This is a genomic window from Roseibium sp. HPY-6 (assembly GCF_040530035.1).
Lineage (GTDB): Bacteria > Pseudomonadota > Alphaproteobacteria > Rhizobiales > Stappiaceae > Roseibium.
The window spans coordinates 1,679,597-1,700,937 of sequence record NZ_JBEWCD010000001.1 but is presented as its reverse complement, the minus strand read 5'-3'; the positions used below and the strand labels follow the sequence as shown (position 1 = coordinate 1,700,937).

The window sequence follows — 21,341 nt, the reverse complement described above, 5'->3', positions numbered from 1 at the left end:
GGGCGAACGCCGAACCGTATCGTGACCGTATCTGGGGAACGAGGGGGCGGGCCTCTATCGAGTGGGCTGAATGGGAAAAACACTGTTTGTGGGAGAGTGCTATCGTGAGCTCTCTGAAGTTCGAACGAATTACGATGTTTTCAAGTTTCTAAAAAAGCTGTGCGACGAATTTGGATTTGACAGGTTCGCTGTTCTGTTTCTGCCGGACCGGAATTCGACGCAAATCTCGTCGCATATGATTGTCAGCAACTGGCCGCCGGAACTTATTCGTGCCTATGACGAGATGAAACTCGTGGTGAACAGCCCGATCATCGAGCAACTGCGCAGTTCAATCGATCCGCTGGAATGGGAACTGGAAGCGGTCAACAAGAAGCGCTCACCAGAAGAAACGCAGAGTTCTGTCGGCCTGTTCAAGGATTTCGAGATGATGGGCGGTGTCTATTTCCCGACCTATGACGCGACCGGGCGACGGGGCGCGGTTTCCTTTACCGGCAACAGGCAGAAGCTCGACCCGGACGAGTTGGCAACGCTGCATCTGTTGTCACTCTTTACCTATAACCAGATTTCCGAAGTCGCCGAGAGGCTGACGGACTCGTCCGATCACCTGTCTCCGCGGGAGCGTGAGTGCGTCTACTGGTCGGCGGAAGGCAAGACCAACAACGAGATCGGTGTCATCCTGTCGATCTCCGAAAACACCGTGTCGAGCTACATGATATCAGCGGCCCGGAAACTCGGTGCGGTCAACCGGGCCCACACCATCGCCACGGCCATACGCTCCGGTATTGTTTCTTGAAGTAGGGTGGTTTGCATCGATCGCGTGGACCGGTAGCGCCTCGCGGTTCAAGGCAGTGGTCTTCTCGTGAAATGGTTCGACAAGGGTTCTGATATTTCCCGAATATGTTGCTTGGTTTGTGTTGAGCCGCGGGCATAAAGAAAGCGCCCCAAACGATTGTTGGTGCGAAAAGGAGAAACAGAGCGAAGGGCCTGGGCGGCACAGATTTCTGCTGACGCACGACGTGGCATGCGCGTTGAGTGAGACTTTGAAATGCTCCACAACGATGCCGAGCCCACTGCTGCAGCAAGTATATCGCTTCAACACTAGATGCCGTTAATCCGTGAAATGAGAATTGCTCTGCCAAAGACACATCGGATGCTCTCAGAGCGAAGGACTAAGCTGGAGCACTTTGTTGCAGGCCGCCCAAACTAAATTCCGACCCGATCCGAGACCTCAATGCGCGCTCTTTGAGATCGGAAGACTGGTATCGCGAGTTACTAAAATCCCGTAACCCTCGCTTATATGTCCGGAGTGTTTGAAGGCGCTGGAAAAGCAATAAAATTTGGATTATGCGCAAAATAGTTGCACGACAAATACGCGCGAACTGCACAGAGATATTGTTTTAAAGCTTTATGCCAAAATTACCTGTCGGATATACGTAGAATTCAAGCGCCATGGAAAGTAGAATTGTCATAGGTTACATCCTGCTCGGCGGAGCAATTCTTCTTGTTGTCGCATGGTTGAACCAGCCTTACTTCGGGACACGGTTTTGTTTGGCGGACGGCATCAAAACAACCGAGGACTACATTGAGGAGATTCACGCATACGGTCTGACTGCAATCGAAGCGCAGATGGACTGGTTGGAGTCGCAAGGACTTCAAGAAGAGGAATTATCGAAAATCAAGATGCAACGTGAGTCTCTCCTGAGGGAGGCGACCAGGATGGTGTCTATGTGCGCAGGTGAGCGCGATATTCGATATTGCCGATATATGGGTCCCGATTCAAAGGTTCTGATGGGCGGACAAATGTTGGAGTCAGTGCCAGCAGAACAAGCAGATAACTACCGATTTATAGTTTCAACGAGTAATCTGGAGGTGAGTTTAGTTCCATATAGAGAAAAATCTCTATTTTTGTTTGGTTATAGTCATAATAAAGAGGCGGCTTTGTGTAGTTTTAATTCGGCGGAAATGAAAAAATGGCGTGAAGAATCGGAACTGGATCTAGTTTTCGATGTTTGCGGATTTGGCTGCTTTTGTGATGAATACTAAGAAAAAATTTAAGGAAATACTCGATTTTCTATTATCTATAGAGATAAGTCACCTGCGTGGTGGTATGTAAGTGTCATGAAATCTGTGCGAATAAAGGTCTGAAGATGCCAATGTTCGTACGTAATTTCGCTAAACAAGGTTTTTATGTTCAGATTCGCAGTATTTACTGTAAATACAATATTTTTATTTTGTTTGAGAAGTGAAGCTCATGCATCTGGCGATACCTTGAAAGAGTTTTGTTTTGCTCGAAGTTTGACGCAAAGTGAAGAAACTTCGTATGCGATATTGCGCCTGGATGTTTCGCCTGACGCTTTGGATTATGAGTCTGTGGGGTTGCATGATTGTAATATCAAAAGTGAAAAAATATTTAGGTCTGACTTTTCAATAAAGTTTACCGAACTAGAAGAAACGCAAACAAAAATCGCATTTGTAAAATTCATTTCATTGATAAGCGGAAAGGTTAAATTAGTATTTTCGGTTGGATTTGCACAATCTTATTTTTGGGATCCGATTTCTGATTATTATAACCAAGGAAAGCGTGTGTGTGGCGTGGAAGCAGTCCCGGACACGAACGGTCTCTATAAGAAGAACCAAAGTGAAAAAATTGGCTGCTCTGCTGCGATTGATACCTACTACGGTAATATTGAAGATAGTAATAATTTCTTGACGATCGGATGTCCGAAGCATAGCAAATCCTGTGTCTATACAATATTCTACAATAATTGGGAGGTTTGGGTTTCGGGAATACCCAAGGAAGAATTGTCTCGTTGGCAAGAAGTGCGCTTGTCGCTATTGAGCGAATTGACTTCTTCCTTCAATCCAAGAAACAAGATCTTGACCTGTGACGGATTGAATTGTCGTTAGCTACGGTTCAGTTTGGGGCGCTGATCGCCGTAAATAATGTGACGAGCAGGTCTGATCGTGGGGCACTGCATGAACATGCATAGGATACTGGGTTTTGCAACGGCTTGCCTATTGCCGATCACGGCAGCAAAGGCCGACTTCGTGCCGTTGTCGCACGAACAGAATTTGGCACTTATTGCGGATTTCATGACAGGTAATTTTTTCGGCGATGACGAATTTAAGTCCTGTGCGCAATCTTGGCGGCAAGGGATATTCGAAACACGTTGCAAGGCTTATCTGGAACGCGTTGAAGTTTTTGCAAAGGAGCGCGCCGGCAGCTTGGATACGAAATTGCTAAACAACATGATCGACTACTACATGGGTCTTGATGAAGTCTACTCAACAGATTGTAGATTATTCCAGGATCAGGAACACGCCGATTGCATGGAAAACCGGCGTGTCGGGAGGAGCAGACTTCTAGAAGAATTCAAAGATGCCTATCGATAACAAACGCTACCGTATTGGTTCGTGAGCCGACTGCCCTGCAGGTATTACGCTCGGCAAGAACTTTTTCCCCTTTGCCGATAAAATTTTCTCGCTGATCTCACGCGACAGCGTCGGGCAATAGACATCGATTGTGTGGACGTCTTTGATGTCTCCGGCAGGTATCCATACTCTGTTTCGGTACGTAGACGGCCAATCGGATTTCGTGCCTTTGCGCATGAAGAGCTTCGCCATCGGCCTGATCCTGGAAAGACGGCCGGGCATCTCACCCGATCGCCTTTGTTATGGTTCAGCCAAACCCTGGAAGTTGCTTCCGCAGCAAGTCGGACAGCGCCTATAGCGAAAAAGGCGCTGTCATTGGGCAGCGGTCTCAGCACAGAGGGAACGGCCAAGTCCACACACAACCAAAGTGGGCGGCACGAGCTTCCGGCTTTATAGTGAAGTTTCGGTGTCTGGCGTTGCCCGAAAGGGCTGGCTTGTCTTTAGCGCGATGAGAGGCCGTTCGGCGCGATCAGAACCTTGCCGGCCCTTTCGCCTTTCATCGTGTAGGCGAGCGCTTCCTTAATGTCCTCAAGCGGAAAAACGCGATCGACGGGCGCATTGAGCTTGCCCTCAAGTATCAGGGCCGTCAGTTCCGCATAGACCCGTTGCTGTTCATCGCGCGATGAATTCTGGAACCAGTGGACCAGCCAGAAACCGCGGATCGAGACATTTTTGAAAATGACCGATGCATCGGACAGCGTCGCGTTTTCGCCCGACATGCCGCCGTAAAGCACCGCAATACCATTCGGCGCGAGCGTCGCCGCGAGTCGCCCGAGGGTTTTGCCCGCAACCGCATCAAGCGCGAGCACCGGTGCCTCGTCCAGTTCCGCGGCAACACGCTCCGCAAGATCGAGGCCATCGACAAAGGCAACGTCCGCGCCTGCTTCGATAACGTCGGCAATCGCGCTTTCCCGCCGCACCACCGATGCAACGCGGATGCCGCGCGCCTTGGCGAGCTGGGTGACATAGCGGCCAACGGCGGAGTTTGCAGCTGACTGGATCAGCCAGTCGCCTTCTTGCAAGGAGACATATTGCGTCAGGAGCAGGTAGGCTGTTGCCGGGTTCACCGAGATCATCGACAACTGATCAATGTCTGCTTCTGGAACCGGGACGAGCGTGCGAGAGGCGAAGACCTTTTCTGTCGCCCAGGTGCCTGGAGGCTCGGGCAGCAAGACCAGCGTACCTGCCGGCAGTCCCTCGCCATTGACTTCAGAAACGCGGCCAATCCCCTCCATGCCGGCTGGCGCTGGAAGCGGCGGCTGGATGCCGTATTGACCGGCGATCTGAAACACGTCCGAAGGATTGATCGGCGCACGCAGAATTTTGACGCGCGTTTCTCCCGGTGCAAGCGGCTGTGGTTCTCGTTCAGCAATTTCAATGACTTCAGCCGCATTGCCGTGCGTTTTGTATATGGCCTGTTTCACTCTTTCCGTCTCCATCTTCAAGATCATGATTTCGTGTTTTTCGCTAATGAATGAAATTCATTAAATTAGATGGGAGGCTCTCTTGATATGTCAACGCTAATGAATAAAATTCAGTAATGATAAAATCACCGCCGATTGCCGCGCCGAGGCGCACCAGAGACCCGGAGACCAAGCGCGCGGCGCTTCTGGACGCCGCGCTTCACCTCTTCACCGAGGAGGGCTATGAAAATGTGTCGATCGCCGACATTGCGAAGCGAGCAGGAATTGCCGTTGGAACGGTGTACAGGTTCTATGACAACAAAATCACGCTCCTGCGCGCCATGCTTGAATCGCTCGAAGACGAGTTCGTGGTTCAGATGCAGTCCGACTGGTCGCAGGGCGGTGATTATTCAGCGCGCCTCGAGCGCGTGTGCCTGGGTCTCTTTACCCTGTCGGAAAAGCGCAAGCCGCTTCTGCGCCTGATGTCCATGACCACGGATATCGTCTACGCCGACAGCTCCTTGCCGGGCGACCGCATTCAGGCGCAGATCAGGCTCATGTATGGCGACGGCCTGCGGGACGGGGCTTTCCTCAACGGCGACATCCCGCTCATGGCCTCCATGGCACACGGCCTGGTCGAAGGAGCGATGATGGGCTGGATGCGGAACTCCGGGCTTTCGGCTGCAGACGCCGCGGGCCAGCTTGCGTCGGTCATGAAGAGCGGATTTGTCAAAAATCAGCGGTCCTGACGCCCGTTTTCAGGAAACATTCAGACCCATTTCGGCCGAAAACCCCGAGAACACCTCCAGTGCCTTGCGCTCCAATTTTGTTTCCCCCAAACCTGTCGAATTGCCGCGCAATCGTGCTCCCAGATGACGTTACGCCCCTGTGGATAACCGATCACGTTTTTCAGATATTTTTTGCAGACACATTCAGAAACACACCCATAAAGTGCGTGTGGAAGTGTGTCGATACACGCAGAATTTAGCGGAAAACTCTGTATTTTTGACAGTAATATTACAACTTTACGCAAGTAATTTGCGACCCATTTACAACCATTGTCAGGTGTGACAGTCTCGCGTAATGCGAGTGTTGGGGTGTGTGTGGCTTAATCACTTAAGCAGTGATTGCGACGAATGAAGCCCGCTAGCCAATAACGCGTGTGGGTGTGGGGCAATTGGTATTATGCAGTCTATGGCAGCCGATCAGGCTGAGCTAAAGAATGATGGGCCTGTTGGCACTGGTGAGCGGGTTATAGAGCAGTCTCCGCAGACCGGAAAAGACACAAGCGAGGGGCTTGCACGTAGCCAAGCCGAAACACTCTTCAACACGATCCGGGATCTGAATGCAGGTTTTGGCGAGATCGTCACGCTCATGCTACGCGACCCGTATCTCAGGCATCTCTCGCTCGCTGATCTGGAGTGGCTTGTGGCCCCGCCGCTTGCCGTCAATCAGGTGCTCACACTGCGCGGCAAGGTGAAAGACAAGGACGGCCTGGAAAGCGGCCTGACGGTGCCGCTCGCATTTGCGCTCTGGGCAAAAGTTTCCAAAGCAGTAGACGAGAAACTTGAGGCCCAAAAGGCTGCGGGTGCTCCGCTCCGCCTCGCGCCGCATGAGTGGGTGAGCGGCGACACACCCTGGCTCGTTCTGTTGGTCGGTCCCGATGCAATGAAATCACGACTTGTGGAGAAGATGCGCACCGATTTAGGGGCGGACATGAAGGGCGTACATATCGGTACCGATAGTGTATCCGTTGATGGAGAAGAGGCGGCAGATGCAGAAGCTGCCGAAGTCACAACGGAAGGAAGAGCCTGAAATGTCCGATCGTTTCATGACAATGTTGGCGCTCGAAAGTCCAAATTTTGCAGAAGGGCGTGAAGTGATTGCCGCGCTCAAATCGTTTGCGCCGAACGTCCCGGCTGAGGCCTTGGGTCTACAGGAGACTGAAACTGGTTCACCAACACACTTGGTTAAGATAGGGCAGACGGTTCTGGCGATCATGTATGTTGACCAGCCCTTGCCAGCTGATGCGATTGATAGGCCACTGGCTTACAATCAGACTTGGCCTGGCGCTAAAGCAGAGATGCAAAAACACTCAGCGCACGTCATCGCGGCAGTCTTTAAGTCGGACGAGAGTTTCGGCGGTCAACGTCAAAGTGCTGTGGACCTGACCTTGCTGACTGCGGCGCTGATAAAGAGTCATCCAGTGCTCTCGGTCATCTGGACGGCAGGAAACACGATTTCTGCCCCCTCGGTGGTCTTCGAAGCGCTCAAGCAGATCAGCGAGCAGAGTTTTCCGCTGGATCTTTGGTTGCAGGTTTATCCCTACAGACCGCCTTCAATCCCTGAAACGGAAAAGGTCATAGGTTTCGTCACTGAAGGTTTGCTTCCGTTTGTCGGGCGCGAGATCCAGTTCGAGCCAGCACCGATGCCTCCTCAGGATGTTGCCTCACGCGTGCTCAACATCGCTCTTTATCTGCTCTCTCACGGACCCGTGCTGAAGGATGGTGAAACCTTAGGGATGAGTGAAGAGGAAAAAATCCACATTCGCCATATGCCAGAAGGTGCGCAGCCGGGCGTGCCGATTCTACAACTGATGTTAGGTCGTCTGGACCGGGAGCGTGGTGAATCTTCTGCCAACGACCATCGATCTACCTCCTTCGGCAAGCGTGGGAGGGCGTAACCGATGGCTTGGCTGGTAGAGCTTTCTGCAGACGCAAAACGTGGCATGCGCATTGACACAGACTTTGAAAAGTTCAACGGCGACGACGAACTTGCTGCTGCTGCAAGTATTTCGCTTCAACTAAAAATGCCGTTGAACCGTGAAATGAAGGACGCTCTGCCGAAGACTTACCGAATGCTTTCGGAGCGAAAGACTCCGCTGGAACAATTTGTTGCAGGCCGCTTCGGCTGGGCGATTTCACAAACATTCAAGGACATGATTGACGATTTTGAGCCACAAGTTGGTTTGAATCAGCCTGAGAAAAATCAATTTGTCCCAATAACACTCTTGCGTAAAAATCGGGAGCCCACTGGTGTTCCGTTTTACTATTGGAACTGTCTGAACAAGGTTGACGCAATTATTGAAGAAAAGTCGGATGTACAGTGGCGCCGCTTCGAGACGTATACTGGTGAGCCTCGATATTTACTTGAGTTCAGAACTGCACCAAGCATCTACGCAGCGCCTCCTACTATCTACGTAGACAAAAGCAGAATCTCAGGGCGGCACGTCTGGTGGGGTGATGAGCATTTCTCCAACCGTCTTTTCTTTTCGGACGAAATGAAAAATAACGCTGAGTCGTCCGGCTTCAAGCGCTTTGACTACTTTCATGTAATAGAGATTTAATTGAGTCGAGGGCAAAATGACTATTAATACGGGTGATTTTAGAGACTCTACTATCGATATTGATGACCCGAGTGGTCGGTCAATTGGTTCTGGCAACAATCTAGGAGATTGGCAGAAACACCACTTAATTCCGACTTCAGTGGCTAGAGATTTTTCTTTCATGTCTGATCTTGAAAACGCTACCGACTTAAATGGAAAGCGATTATACGATCATAGCAACTTTGCAACTAATGGCTTGTTTCTGCCAACAGATGCAGCTGAGGCAAAGTCGACTGGATTTGCGCAACACAAAAACGGAAACAGTCACCCTAAGTACAATGCTTTCGTTCGAAAGTTGCTTCAAGAAGTTGAGAGTGAGTTCAATGCCAGGCAAGGGGAATTACTCAATAACGGCTTTAGTTTTAGTCAAGCCAAAGATATTGCATTAAAAGAAGCAGCGCCAAAAGTAACGGGAGTCCAGACTTTTTTGATGGATGGACTTACCACTGGTTCATACCTTAAAGATGACAAAACACCGTTGCCGCTCCTAGCGCTCGGGGCAGACGATTTAAGCTTCCGAGCTTCTGGACGAAATCATGCTGATGTATTTAACAATATAAGTTGGCAAGATGTAACGGCGAGTGAAGCCTACAAATCTGGGTTGGCGGGTGGAACTTTTGGTGATCGTAAGACGCGATACAGCCCTCTAGATGACAATGGTAAGCTTATAAGCGCGGTACAGCGGTATGAATACCACCCTGAAGTCGGCAAGTTTCCAATTGATCTTGGTCCGCTCAAGTATGCAACTGCTGCTATTTACGCGGCAGATAACGCTATAAATTTCGCCGATGCGTTTGTGTATGGCGTCAATGGAATCGCATATGCCAAAACGGCTTATGATGAAGACAAAGACTTCAGCGAGATTCTTGAAGATATTATGCAATACGCAACCGCTGAAAATCTAGGTTCAGCTGCGTTTGCAGTATTTGCCGGCATCGCTGCGTTCGGGACGGTATCATATGTATTCGGCTCGACAGGTGTTGCGGTTCTACTTGGATTCACTGCTGTCGCAACATTCGATCAATTGGTTGATGCAGTTGAGAATCTTGCAGATGCTTTTCCAGAATGGGAATTCGCGCAAGCAGCTGCAAGATCATTGCGCGGCATCGAGACACTCGCAATTCAAGCTTTTGAAGTTGTGATGGAGGGAGCGAAAAAGGCATTTTCTGAAGTACTTATCGTTTCCGATGTTCCGGAAATCGAGGTTTCTAGTGAAGGTCAGCATCTACTGGCAGTGGATGTTGCGACACTCAAAGGCGGGGGGTTGGACGATACCTTATCTCACATGGGCACTGGCAAAATTGATGCGGGAGGTGGTAATGACGCGATATTTGCGGTGACCAGTCAAGTGGAAGGCTCGCTCCCAAGTTTAGAAATATTCGGAGGCTCGGGAGATGACCACATCTATGCTATTAACAGTATTGAAAGCGACGATCCTCAATCACTTAAAGAAGAGCGGAAAGAACTTATTATTGATGCGGGAATAAATGATGACATCGTCGAAGTTTATGGTGCAGCAGAAATCAATCTTGGGGACGGCATCGACACGCTCGTAGCAGCGGGGATAGGTTCGGTAATTGAATTAGGGCCAGGTGGATCAGATGACATAGACCGTGTCCGTTTGGATACCGCTCGCGGAACTTTGATAAAGGACGCAGATGGTTACGACGAAATCGCCGTGTACGGTTTTTTTGATGTTGCTGGTACGTATCGGAAGCATCGAGATTCCGAGAGTAAATACTTTTACGGACTCTCCGGCGCACTCAGGGTCGGTATCAACGATCATGGTGAATTGGTGATTGGAGACCGCCAATCAACCGATGGTGACGAAACTTCTTTTATTTACATAGCGAACTACAACAATTCGCCAGATGCAAATTCCTCTGAACTTTCGGCGGGTATTCGGCTAGCTGAAACTTGGGTAAATACTTGGCAGCTGTTGAAAGGCCCCGGGATTGATGATCAAGATGGCGATCTCACGATGTGGGAGCTCATAGAAAGGCGCGTAAAAGACATAGATTTTAAGGCGACCGCAGGCGGTGTTGACCCGCTGGTCCTCGACCTGGACGGTGACGGCCTTGAACTCACATCCATGGTCACGGGCGTCAGTCCGATGTTCGACATGGATGGCGACGGGTTTGCCGAGCACACCGGCTGGGTGGCGCCCGATGACGGTATGCTGGCGCTGGACAGCAACGGCAACGGCGTGATCGACGACATCGGCGAGCTTTTCGGTGGTGCCGGTCAGTCCGGATTCTCTGAATTGGCTCAGCACGACGACAATTCGGATGGCATCATCGACGCAAACGATGCCGTCTTTAACGATCTCAGGGTCTGGCGGGATCTCGACAGGGACGGCGAAACAGATGCTGGTGAGCTGTTCTCACTGGCTGATCTCAACATCCAATCCATCAGCCTGCAGGCAACCGAAGATGGCAGCACGAACGCTCTCAACACTGTCGAACGCACCGGCTCCTTCACTTATGCGGACGGCACCACCGGTGAGGTCGGCGATGTCACATTCCGCATTAACAACTACAATACGGTTTATACCGGGGACACAACAATTGCGCCTGAAGTCCTGGCGACGATGCCAAAACTCAAGGGCCACGGCACCCTGGCAGACCTTCAAGTCTCCGTTACGCTTGACGGGATTAATGGTGCGTTGGCGCAGACAATTAACACCGTGCTGCCAACCCTGAACGTGGTCGACCTGGATGTGCTCTATGAGCGCGCGACCACGATCCTGAACGCCTGGACCAATGCTGCGCCTGTTTTGCCCAATACCGGCAACTATTCGGATGTTCCCGCATTTATCAGCCGAACAGACGGCCAGATTGATGTTCGGGACTTTGCCTATCAGACCAGCGAAACGATTACGCTTGCCGATGACAGTACCGTTAACGTTACTTTTTGGAGAACGGCAGGGGGGACACCGGTCAAGGACGATCAGGGCCAGACGATCGATTACCCGACCCTGGAGGAGTTGCTGGCTCATCAGAGCGGTGTGGCAGACCTCAGCTGGGAAATGGTTTCCGCCGAGAAGTTCGCGTTCATGGAACGGTATTTCGGCGAAGAGATTCCGATCAACGATCCGACCGGTTTCTCGTCAACATCCGTCTCCGGCTTTGCCGGAATGCTTGAAACGACAGAACGCGTTTCGGAGCAGTTGACACTGCGCCTTGCCATGCAGGGTGGACTTAAGGACTATTTTGATGGTGTCGAGTACTCCGTTGAAGATGACCGTTTCCGTCCGACAACGGATTTCGAGCTGATCCCGTTCTTCAAGAAAGTCTTCGAGACGGCACCAGCCGATGCCGCTGGCGCTGAATCCTGGCTGACGTCCTGGAAGCCTCTGATCGATGCGCTTCTGTCCGACTTTGAACGCCCTGGTGGAAACAACATCAACGCGCCGTTCATTTTCACAAATGTAGTGGCTGCCTACGAGACTATCGGCTTGCCGGTCAGCCTGGCAGTGGCCGCGGAAAGCCTCGGCATTTCGCCGGATATTGTCGACTATGGCAGCGGCACGCGGACAGGAACGAACGACCAGGAAATCTTCTACATGTCCACCGGCGACGACGTGGTGGAAAGCAAGGCGGGCAGCGATGTCTTCGTCTTCGGCGAGAATTTCGGCCACGACGTCATCAACGACTATGAGAGCAGCGCTGATAGTTTCGACACGATCCGATTTGCGCATTTGACGCCGGAAGACATCGTTGCAATCCGTGACGGCAAGGATCTTGTCCTGACCGTCACTGCGACTGGTGACAGCGTGCGTGTCACCGGTCAGTTCCATGACATCAATTACACGCTTTTCGGCAGTCAGGTTGGACCGTTCCAGGGTATCGAGGAAATCGTCTTCGCAAATGGCGACGTGTGGGGTGCAGGTGAAATCGCCGAAGCGGTCTCGCATCCGCTCGACACGGACGAAACCCTAATCGGCACAGATCACTTCGACGTCTTGGACGGGGGACTCGGCGACGATTTTCTTCAGGGCGGAAACAACTTCGATATCTACCGATTTGATGCAGGCTACGGGCACGACACTATTCTCGACCGCCAAATGAATGTCGGTTCAGAAGGAATGGACGTGGTGATGTTCGGTGAAGGCCTGACTCGCGACGAAATATCTTTTTTTCGGGATGGGAACAGCAACACCCTTATCATCAACACGACCGGTGGCGACAGCCTGACAATCCAGGGGCAGTTTTTTGGCAGCACGGCTCTGGGGCAGGAATACTGGATTGACCGGATTGAGTCTTTTCAATTTGAGAAAGTCGGTATCGGAAGTCTCGGGTTCAGCCATGAAGACATCATGCGCGAGTTGGTTGCGAAGGCGAAAACCGATGGTGACGATGTTATTTACGGCTTCACTTTCGACGATGTTCTCGACGGAGGTGCCGGCAACGACACTCTTATTGGCGGCAACAAGAATGACACCTACAAATTCGGCTTCGGCTATGGGTCGGATATCTTTGATGAGGGCGGCGCGAACGTCAATGTGGGCTTTGAGAACACGGACAGGGTTTTGTTCGGTGCAGGGGTCACAGAAGCTGATGTGACGCTGGAGCGTGACGGGAACAGTGCAGACCTCACTGTCAGGCTCTCAGATGGCAGTGAATTTAAGATCTTGCGCCAGTTCCTGGGCCTCAACATCGACGGTTCGCACATCTTTGCGATCGAGACCTTCGAATTCGAAGACGGAACCATCTGGAACCAGGAAGACATTTATGACCGTATGTTGCAAGGAACGACTGGAGACGACAGTCTCTACGGTTTCTGGCGAGATGACGTCCTAGACGGCGGAGCGGGTAACGACTACCTCAACGGCGGCGACGGCAACGACACTTATGTCTTCGGCTTTGGGTACGGCGAGGATGTCGTATACGATCAGCTCGTATCGATTTTCACCAACGACAGTGACAAGCTGCTTTTTGGCCCGGGCGTCACGCAAGCGGATGTGACCTGGTCCCGTGACGGAGGGGCGAACGACCTTATCGCGACGCTGTCTGATGGCAGCCAGCTGACCATCAACAGCCAGTTCACCTACGACAATTTCGGCAACAAACACTACGCGATTGAGCAGTTCGAATTCGAGGATGGCAGTACTGTTTCGCTACAGGAGATCAAGGATCAACTGATCCAGCCAACGGCAGGAGACGATGTCCTTTACGGTTTCGCGTCGGAAGATGTCTTCGATGGCGGTGCAGGCAATGATGTCTATCACGGCGGAGAATATGCAGACACATACCACTTCGGCTACGGCTACGGCCATGACCTGATCAACGACTTCGCCGCCTCTGCGTTTATCGGCGGGGATGATCGTATCGTTTTTGGTGCGGGGATCGAGACTTCGGAGGTGAGTGTCACCTGGACCGGCGAAAACGGGCTCGATCTAACCTTGACGGTCGAAACGGGCGAAACCATTACTATCAGCAATTACCGGTCAAAGATCTTCGGCTTCAGCTTCAATACTGTTGAAGAAGTTCTGTTTGAAGACGGAACGCTCTGGAGGACTTCGGAGCTCATGGCTCGCTATGTCGAGGGGGCCATTTCCAACGGGGACGACTCGATAGAAGGCTTCGGCGATCTCGGAGGTGAAATCCGCGCGCTGGCGGGCAACGACACCATCTTCGGCTTCCACGGCAACAATACCTATGTGGGCGGCGCAGGCGACGACCACATCACGGGCGGTGAAGGCGACGACACTTACATTTACGAAACCGGTGACGGCAACGACACGCTTGTTGAGCGTTCGGCAGACGGGAATGATACGCTCGTATTTGGCGCCGCGATCGAGAGCGCGGACATCGAAATTCTCAGAGATCTGTCTGACATAGAAGACGTTAGGCTGAAGCTCGGCGACGGGTCTGAAATTCTGCTCGACAATCAGATCCAGACGGATGCCACTGCCGGCATCGAGAACTTTGTCTTTAGCGACGGAACCAGTTGGACCGCGGCTGACCTGCGTCAGAAATACGAAGACAAAAATCTGACGGATAGCAACGACTTCTTCGTCGGATACGCCACCAGCGACACGATCAATGGCGGCCTTGGTGACGACGAACTTCATGCGGGGCTCGGTAACGATACCGTAATCGGCAGTCTCGGAAACGACTACCTCATCGGTGGCCGTGGTGATGACACATATGTGTTTACCCGCGGAGACGGTGTCGACCTTATCGAGGACGGCGGCTTTGGGAGCGAGGCCGACAAGATTTTACTGCACGGTTACGCGCCTGAAGAGGTTATCGTTAGTCAGATCGCTGGAACGAATGATATTCTTCTTTCGTTCATTGGGACATCGGACGCAATCACACTCAAGAACAATGCGGTCGACGGTTCTGTCGATGAAATCGCACAGATCGTCTTTGACAATGGACTGATATGGGAAAGTGCTCATGTCCGGGATCTAATCGACGGCGAAGTCAACACCGACGGCGATGACGTTTTTTGGGGAACCAACAACGCAGACACGCTGGTCGGTGGACTTGGTGACGATCATCTGAGGGCTGGAGCAGGACCGGACACCTATGTCTACACACGAGGCGACGGGCACGACCGGATAACCGAGCTGCAGTCCGATCTCGCAGAACTCGATCAGCTTTCGCTGATCGGTATCGCGAGCGATGAGGTCACCGTGAGCCGTTCGGGCGAGACCGTTGTACTCACCATTGCGCCGAGCACGACAAGCGGTTCGGACGGCGGGTCAATCTCTCTTGAATTCAACCTTCAGGGCGCGGGCGGCGCGGGAGTCGAAAGGATTCTGTTCGAAGACGGCACGACTTGGACCGGGATGGACCTGCGGGCAAGACTTGTCGATCATTCCGGTACAGACAACAACGATACGATTGACGGGACTTCAGGCGAAAACATTCTCGCTGGAGGTTTGGGCGATGATGTTATCGACGGTGGGAACAGCGGTGACACATATCTTTACGCGCGCGGTGATGGTGACGATGAAATCATCGATGGGCGCACGAACCACGGCGAAGATATTGTGCGGTTGGAAGGCATCCTGCCGGATGAAATTTTGCTGGAGCGTATCGCAAACGACCTTCGCATAGTCATTGCGGAGACCTCGGCCGGTGCTGGCGACGGTGGTTCAATCCTCCTTAGGGAAACTCTCGACGCCGATTTCAATCGAGGCATCGAGAAGGTCATATTTGACAACGGGATTGTCTGGACCCGTGGTGATCTCAGGGCAAAACTGCTGGAAGCTGCTGCGAGCGACGGAAACGATACTATCGTTGGGTTCAATGCCTCCGACACAATCCGGGGCGGTCTCGGAGACGACATTCTCACCGGGGGCAATGGCGGAGACACCTACATTTATTTGCGGGGAGACGGCGATGACAGCATTTCTGATATGCGCACAGGCTTTGGCACTGACACCGTTCGCCTTGAAGACATAATTCCAGAGGAAATCAATCTGGAACGCGACGGAAACAATGTCCGAATTGTTATTGCCGAAAGCGTTCAGGGTGCAGCTGATGGCGGATCAATAACGCTGGTGGAAAGCCTGGATGCGGATTTCAATGAGGGAATTGAACAAGTCATTTTCGCAGATGGAACGGTATGGAGCCGAGGAGACATCCGGGCGAAGCTCATAGAAGCGTCTCAAACGGACGGCGACGACACTGTGATCGGCTTCAACGTCGCAGACACGATTGAGGGAGGCCTTGGAAACGACACGCTGCAGGGTGGCAGCGGTGGTGACACATATGTTTATTCTCGTGGGGATGGCAACGATACGGTAATTGATGGGCGATTGGGCGCCGGCGAGGACCGAGTCCAGCTCGTAGGTATCAATCCGGACGAGGTCTCTATCGAGCGAGACGGCAACGACATCCGACTTGTCATTCTTGAAAGTGTGCCCGGCGCCGGGGACGAAGGAACGATCACACTTGCCGAAAGCCTTGACGCGGATTTCGATGAAGGTGTCGAAAAAGTCGTCTTCGAGGACGGTACTATCTGGAGTCGTGGCGATATCCGGGTCATGCTGATAGAGGCGTCGCAAACGGATAGCCATGATACTGTAACAGGATACAATACCGGTGACGTGCTCCAGGGCGGTCTCGGTGACGATCTGCTCCAGGGTGGTGAAGGTGACGACACCTATATCTACACCCGAGGCGATGGCCACGACACCATCGATGAAAACAGCTTCTCGGGTTACAACGACACGCTTTCGTTCACGGATATCAACCCAGCTCAGGTCAGCGTCTACCGCGATGGCGATCATATCCTGCTGGTGATTGCAGAAAGCACTCCCGGCGCTGGCGATGGTGGCAGCATTGTCTTTGATGAGACGGCAAGAAACTGGTTTGGCAGCGGTGTCGACAAAGTCGTCTTTGCAGATGGCTCAGAATGGTCGCGGAGTGACATGCTTGCGATGGCTGTCGACAATTCGGCGCCAATTGCCAGCAGTGATATCTTCACGTCGTTGATCCCCGGCGATCCGATTGAGATCACTTATGCCGAACTCCTGTCTAATGACAGCGATCCCGACAATGACACGCTTTCGATCACAGGCTTCCAGAATATTGTTGGCGGTCAACTGACGATTGGAGCTAACGAATCGATCTCGATCGTGTTGGATGATCCGGACGTACCGGTCACCTTCGACTATCTGGTCACGGATGGTGTCTACACTCGAACAGCAAGCGTTACCGCCGGCTATGTCCAGCCGGATGTGATCGATGAGCTCGATCCGGCCACGATCAACGGAACGTCGGGGGATGATCTTTATCGTCTGGCGGGTGGAACACACACGATCAATCTGGGCACAGGTGCGGATACGCTGATTGTGTCGGCGGATACCGGTGACTATACGCTTTACGACACCGGCAGCGGCGCGGCCGATGAGAACGACCGGATCATTTTCGCCGAGGGTATCGCGTTGTCCGATGTGCGCGCGCTCAGGAACGGCGATCATGTCGTGCTCTCCTTCGAGGGGCTGAGTGGCAGCATCACGATCAAGGATTTCTCGAAGGATTCCTCCAGCTGGCACCAGCGTCAGATCGACTGGTTCGAGTTCTCGGACGGAACCGTTCTCAGCCACGAGGACTTCTTTGCCGAGACCTACTTCAAGGGCACGGTTGGTAACGATGTCATCACGGGCACTTATGGTGTCGATACGTTCACACTCGGTCTCGGATCCGACACGCTTTACCTCAACCGTGGCTCCGACCGTATCGTCATGTCGGATGCGATCAGCGACATCCGTCTACATGACTGGGGACGGTCGTCCTCGGACGTCGACGACACGCTGGTCTTTGCCGATGGCATCACCATCGACGAGATCATCGGTACGCGCGATGGCGATCATATCCGGCTGAGCTTCACCGACCGTGCCGGGTCAATCACCATCGAACAGGCATCGCGCGATGTCTCCTGGTATCTGGAACGCCAGATCGACTGGTTCGAATTCTCCGACGGCACACGCCTCAGCTATCAGGACTTTTATGCCCAGACCTATTTCATGGGCACGGACGGCAATGATGTCATTCGGGGCACCTATGGCGCGGATACGTTCACGCTCGGCCTCGGGTCCGACACGATCTATCTGCACCGTGGTTCCGACCGCATTGTGATGTCGGACGCCATCGGCGATATCCGTCTGCATGACTGGGGCCGCTCGTCGTCGGATGTCAACGACACTCTGGTCTTTGCCGACGGCGTCACCATTGACGAGATCATCGGCACCCGGGACGGCGACCACATCCGGCTGAGTTTCACCGACAGGGCCGGATCGATCACCATCGAACAGGCGTCGCGTGACGTTTCCTGGTACCTGGAGCGGCAGATCGACTGGTTTGAATTCTCCGACGGTACACGCCTCAACTACCAGGACTTTTATGCCCAAACCTACTTCAAGGGCACGGATGGCGATGATGTCGTAAGAGGCACTTACGGTGCGGATACGTTCACGCTGGGTCTTGGCTCCGATACCATCTACACCCATCGCGGATCCGATCGCATCATCATGTCGGATGCCATTGGCGACATTCGCATTCAGGAATGGGGACGCAGCTCCTCGGACCTCAACGACACGCTGGTTTTCGCAAGCGGGATCACGATCGACCAGATCAACGTCACCTATTCTGAGGACGATCTGGTGCTGACTTTCGATGGCAGAAGCGGCAGCATCGCCATTCTGGAGGCGCTGCGGGAAGTCTCCTGGTACCAGGAGTACCAGATCGAGTGGTTCGAGTTCTCGGATGGAACGCGGCTCAGCCATACCGATTTCCTCAACCAGACCTATTTCTCCGGCACGGACCAGAGTGACGATATCTTCGGCACCTATGGCAACGACGTCCTCAATGGCGGCGACGGCGACGATATCCTGAACGGCGGACGCGGCGACGACGATCATTACGGCGGTGCCGGAAACGACCTGATCATCGCCAACCAGGGTGCGGATACGTTCGATGGCGGCGCGGATGTCGACACGCTCGACTTCACCTTCGCAGCCGGAGACGAAGTCTTCGACCTGACGGCTGGTACGGTGGCCTTCGAAAGCGGGGGTTCTGAAACCATCCTCAACTTCGAAAACCTGATCGCAGGCAGCGGCGACAACCGCATCATCGGCTCCTCGGTGGACAATCAGTTCACCGGTGGCGGCGGCAGCGACACCTTCGTGTTCTCCGTCAATGCGGGCGGTCACGACACGATCACGGACTTCAGCGCTGGTGCAGGATCTGCTGATCTACTTGAATTCACCACTGGCCAGTTCGCCGACTTCGCTGCCGTAATTGCGGCTGCGACCGACGACGGCGCGGATACGACGATCGCGATTGATGCAGCCACCAGCATTGTCCTGAAGAGCGTCCTCGTCGCCGATCTTCATCAGGACGATTTCCAGTTCGTCTAGTCCGCAGGCGTGTTGGTTGGCGCCTTAGAGGCAACTAAAGCGCCCCGCATGAGTGTGCGGGGTAGTCAAACAACTTGTGCTGGAGGTTCAGTCCGTAGCGTTGTTCACCAAGTGTTTGGTTTTGGACCTCATGTTTCATGGAGGATGGGCAATCTCGGAACGTGCTCGGTCCTTGTGCAATTGGTTGGCTAAGATGACCGGAAAGACCAAAGTTTGGACGAGCGAAGCTTGGGGACGGACCAATTATCTTAAGTTTATTTCGTACGACGATGAACCGCACAGTGCGGAAATGTGTAGAAAGTTTAAGCGCGGCGCTCAGATTGACCCTGATTGGTTTCCGCGGAAGGTTTACCTGGAAAATCTTGGTGTAAAACCGACAGAAATATTTTCGATACGCGGTTTTCTTGTCTTGGTTTCGGAACGCTTTGTTGAATTATTGGGTAACTTTGATTTAGGCAGCAATCAACTAGTTGAAACGGCACTTTATGAAAGTGCCAGGCAGTCGAAGCTGCCAATGCGGTTTTTTGTTTTCAACATAGTTGAGAAGAAAACTGACTGTTTTGTGCCAAATGAGTCTAAGGGACCATTCGACAATATTGGCGGTGATTTTTTCTGGACCGCTCCAAACGGCTACGACGGAATAGCCGTTCGGGAATCTGCGGTCATAGATGGCGTGGATGTCTGGATGGATCCAATTCTAGGTCAGACTCCTTTCTTCTCCGGCCCACTCGGTGACGCAATCAAGAAGGGCAAATTTGGTCGAACGGGTCTGAAGCCCTGTGTGGTTCTTTCCTGAGCGTATGAGGCCTGAAACCTTGTTTTGTGTTCGCAGATTTTTGAAGACGTGAGGACCTTTTGGCCTATCTGGCTGATCAGACATCAAACACTCGCTACTGCCCGGTGTTCGACTGGGTGGGCGAGCCCCACTATTTCAGAGACATGCCGCATGAAACGCCGCCCGGGACACGGCTTGCCGTGGAGGGTTTTCCGCGCTCATTGAAAATCAAGTCGGCACACAAAGCTCTTCCGGACTTCTTTCTGCTGTCCGGCAAATACGCGGTCAGCAGCAACACAAAAGACATTCTTGATGAGTTCGAACCCGGCAAGCATCAGTTCATACCGGTTGACCTTTTCAGAAAGAACGGTGAGCCGTTCGAGGGAGACTTCTTCGTGTTGCATGTCCGCTCAGCAGTTGATGCGATCGTTCCGGAGGAATCTGATGTGTATACAGACACAACCGACAACGGGTATCGATTCTTGCAGATTGCAAAGGTTAGACCGAATTTGACTGTCAGGCGAAATGCCACAATCCACCGTCATTTCTGGACCGGCGACAAGAACTTCAGCAACCTCTTCTTCTGCTCGGACGAATTCTTCAAGAGAGTGAAGTCGGCGAAGCTCAAGGGGTTCGACTTCACGCCGATGCGTGAAGCTTGATATTGAGGACGAATATTTGGCAGCAGAGACTCAAGATTTTTGATGGCAGATATTAGCAGCAACCGATAATTCGAGAATGAAAACGTGCCATACTTTATGACAAAAAACTACGAAGGAGTACCAAGCATTGAGATAGATGAATATTGGAACGATCAATGGGGTAGTATTGTAGAAACTCTACTTGAGCCAATTGATAAGGGTTTAAATGTTGATGCGAAATACTTCCCGTTGGGTGGGTACTTAAGAGAAAAAATGCCAATCATTCCCGATCTTTTCTCTATTCAATATTGGTTTTGTACAAGTGTCATCCGGGAAGCGATAGAGCGTCTGGAGCCTAGTCGACACAAATTTCACCCATTTACATTGCGTGACGTAGAAAACAAAAAAACTGTAAAGGAGTTATTCATCATAAATATTTTAGATCCGATTGACTTACTGGATGTCAGTAATTCGCAGAATCTTGATGTTTATACAGATTTAGCCGGCAAGCGCGGAGTTGCACTTAATCCTGCTTATCTGTCCATGGAAAAACGTGAAATTTCGCTGCGCGATGATGGAACACAAAAGCGTCATCTTTGGTTGGGCCCCGGCGCATACGGGCCAGGTAAGGCGTTTGTATCTGATGAATTGCATGAAGTAATATTGCAACACGATATAGAGCCTTCACCCTTGAAGTTTTACCGGACAAAGCGCAATTTACACTAGTTAGCCAGCTAATTATTTGCGAAGTATGACGCGCAGGACTAACTGATTGTCAGCAGACACGTAAGACATCCGACGAATGAGATCAGCGCTAGCTGAGGAA

At 52.2% G+C, this 21,341-nt stretch carries 13 protein-coding genes; 12 read left to right on the top strand and 1 reads right to left on the bottom strand.

The genetic code is table 11. The annotated features are described in order from the left end of the window. Positions 1-70: 70 nt before the first annotated feature. From ABVF61_RS08035 to ABVF61_RS08020, 4 genes are all read left to right on the top strand, one after another. Positions 71-793 carry a helix-turn-helix transcriptional regulator gene (locus tag ABVF61_RS08035; RefSeq protein WP_353992991.1) on the top strand — a complete coding sequence of 241 codons (723 nt, stop codon included), beginning with the start codon at positions 71-73 and terminating at the stop codon, positions 791-793. Between the two features lie 656 nt (positions 794-1,449). Beyond that, positions 1,450-2,043: a hypothetical protein gene (locus ABVF61_RS08030; RefSeq protein WP_353992990.1), complete on the top strand. Its 594-nt coding sequence runs from the start codon at positions 1,450-1,452 to the stop codon at positions 2,041-2,043. A gap of 144 nt (positions 2,044-2,187) precedes the next feature. Next, positions 2,188-2,907, top strand: coding sequence for a hypothetical protein (locus ABVF61_RS08025; RefSeq protein ID WP_353992989.1), 720 nt, complete (start codon positions 2,188-2,190; stop codon positions 2,905-2,907). Between the two features lie 69 nt (positions 2,908-2,976). After that, positions 2,977-3,393, top strand: coding sequence for a hypothetical protein (locus ABVF61_RS08020; protein ID WP_353992988.1), 417 nt, complete (start codon positions 2,977-2,979; stop codon positions 3,391-3,393). A 479-nt stretch (positions 3,394-3,872) separates the two neighbouring features. Here the strand turns inward: ABVF61_RS08020 and ABVF61_RS08015 are convergent, their stop codons facing one another. Then, complete coding sequence (locus tag ABVF61_RS08015) at positions 3,873-4,856, bottom strand: zinc-dependent alcohol dehydrogenase family protein (RefSeq protein WP_353992987.1); 984 nt, start codon at positions 4,854-4,856, stop codon at positions 3,873-3,875. Between the two features lie 116 nt (positions 4,857-4,972). On the opposite strand from ABVF61_RS08015, the gene ABVF61_RS08010 reads away from it, so the two are divergent. From ABVF61_RS08010 to ABVF61_RS07970, 8 genes are all read left to right on the top strand, one after another. Next, on the top strand, positions 4,973-5,584 hold the full coding sequence (locus tag ABVF61_RS08010; protein WP_353992986.1) for a TetR/AcrR family transcriptional regulator: 612 nt from the start codon (positions 4,973-4,975) through the stop codon (positions 5,582-5,584). A 436-nt stretch (positions 5,585-6,020) separates the two neighbouring features. After that, positions 6,021-6,650: a toxin-activating lysine-acyltransferase gene (locus ABVF61_RS08005; RefSeq protein ID WP_353992985.1), complete on the top strand. Its 630-nt coding sequence runs from the start codon at positions 6,021-6,023 to the stop codon at positions 6,648-6,650. Next, positions 6,610-7,518: a DUF4261 domain-containing protein gene (locus tag ABVF61_RS08000; RefSeq protein ID WP_353992984.1), complete on the top strand. Its 909-nt coding sequence runs from the start codon at positions 6,610-6,612 to the stop codon at positions 7,516-7,518. Before ABVF61_RS08005 ends, ABVF61_RS08000 begins: the two co-directional genes overlap by 41 nt. Positions 7,519-7,521: 3 nt before the next feature. Then, a complete protein-coding gene (locus ABVF61_RS07995; protein ID WP_353992983.1) occupies positions 7,522-8,181 on the top strand; it encodes an imm11 family protein in 660 nt (219 codons plus the stop codon). A 916-nt stretch (positions 8,182-9,097) separates the two neighbouring features. Next, positions 9,098-19,099: a calcium-binding protein gene (locus ABVF61_RS07985; RefSeq protein WP_353993687.1), complete on the top strand. Its 10,002-nt coding sequence runs from the start codon at positions 9,098-9,100 to the stop codon at positions 19,097-19,099. Positions 19,100-19,292: 193 nt separating this feature from the next. Beyond that, entirely contained in the window at positions 19,293-19,895 is a 603-nt protein-coding gene (locus ABVF61_RS07980; protein WP_353992982.1) for a hypothetical protein, read from the top strand. A 59-nt stretch (positions 19,896-19,954) separates the two neighbouring features. After that, positions 19,955-20,536, top strand: a complete 582-nt coding sequence (locus tag ABVF61_RS07975) for an imm11 family protein (RefSeq protein WP_353992981.1) — start codon at positions 19,955-19,957, stop codon at positions 20,534-20,536. A 96-nt stretch (positions 20,537-20,632) separates the two neighbouring features. Then, on the top strand, positions 20,633-21,241 hold the full coding sequence (locus ABVF61_RS07970) for an imm11 family protein (protein ID WP_353992980.1): 609 nt from the start codon (positions 20,633-20,635) through the stop codon (positions 21,239-21,241). The last annotated feature ends 100 nt before the right edge of the window (positions 21,242-21,341 follow it).

Bases quoted from the DNA above. Each gene is read 5' to 3' on its own strand.
- ABVF61_RS08035 (WP_353992991.1), top strand. From the start codon at position 71: ATGGGAAAAACACTGTTTGTGGGAGAGTGCTATCGTGAGCTCTCTGAA.
- ABVF61_RS08030 (WP_353992990.1), top strand. From the start codon at position 1,450: ATGGAAAGTAGAATTGTCATAGGTTACATCCTGCTCGGCGGAGCAATT.
- ABVF61_RS08025 (WP_353992989.1), top strand. From the start codon at position 2,188: ATGTTCAGATTCGCAGTATTTACTGTAAATACAATATTTTTATTTTGT.
- ABVF61_RS08020 (WP_353992988.1), top strand. From the start codon at position 2,977: ATGAACATGCATAGGATACTGGGTTTTGCAACGGCTTGCCTATTGCCG.
- ABVF61_RS08010 (WP_353992986.1), top strand. From the start codon at position 4,973: ATGATAAAATCACCGCCGATTGCCGCGCCGAGGCGCACCAGAGACCCG.
- ABVF61_RS08005 (WP_353992985.1), top strand. From the start codon at position 6,021: ATGCAGTCTATGGCAGCCGATCAGGCTGAGCTAAAGAATGATGGGCCT.
- ABVF61_RS08000 (WP_353992984.1), top strand. From the start codon at position 6,610: ATGCAGAAGCTGCCGAAGTCACAACGGAAGGAAGAGCCTGAAATGTCC.
- ABVF61_RS07995 (WP_353992983.1), top strand. From the start codon at position 7,522: ATGGCTTGGCTGGTAGAGCTTTCTGCAGACGCAAAACGTGGCATGCGC.
- ABVF61_RS07985 (WP_353993687.1), top strand. From the start codon at position 9,098: ATGCAATACGCAACCGCTGAAAATCTAGGTTCAGCTGCGTTTGCAGTA.
- ABVF61_RS07980 (WP_353992982.1), top strand. From the start codon at position 19,293: ATGACCGGAAAGACCAAAGTTTGGACGAGCGAAGCTTGGGGACGGACC.
- ABVF61_RS07970 (WP_353992980.1), top strand. From the start codon at position 20,633: ATGACAAAAAACTACGAAGGAGTACCAAGCATTGAGATAGATGAATAT.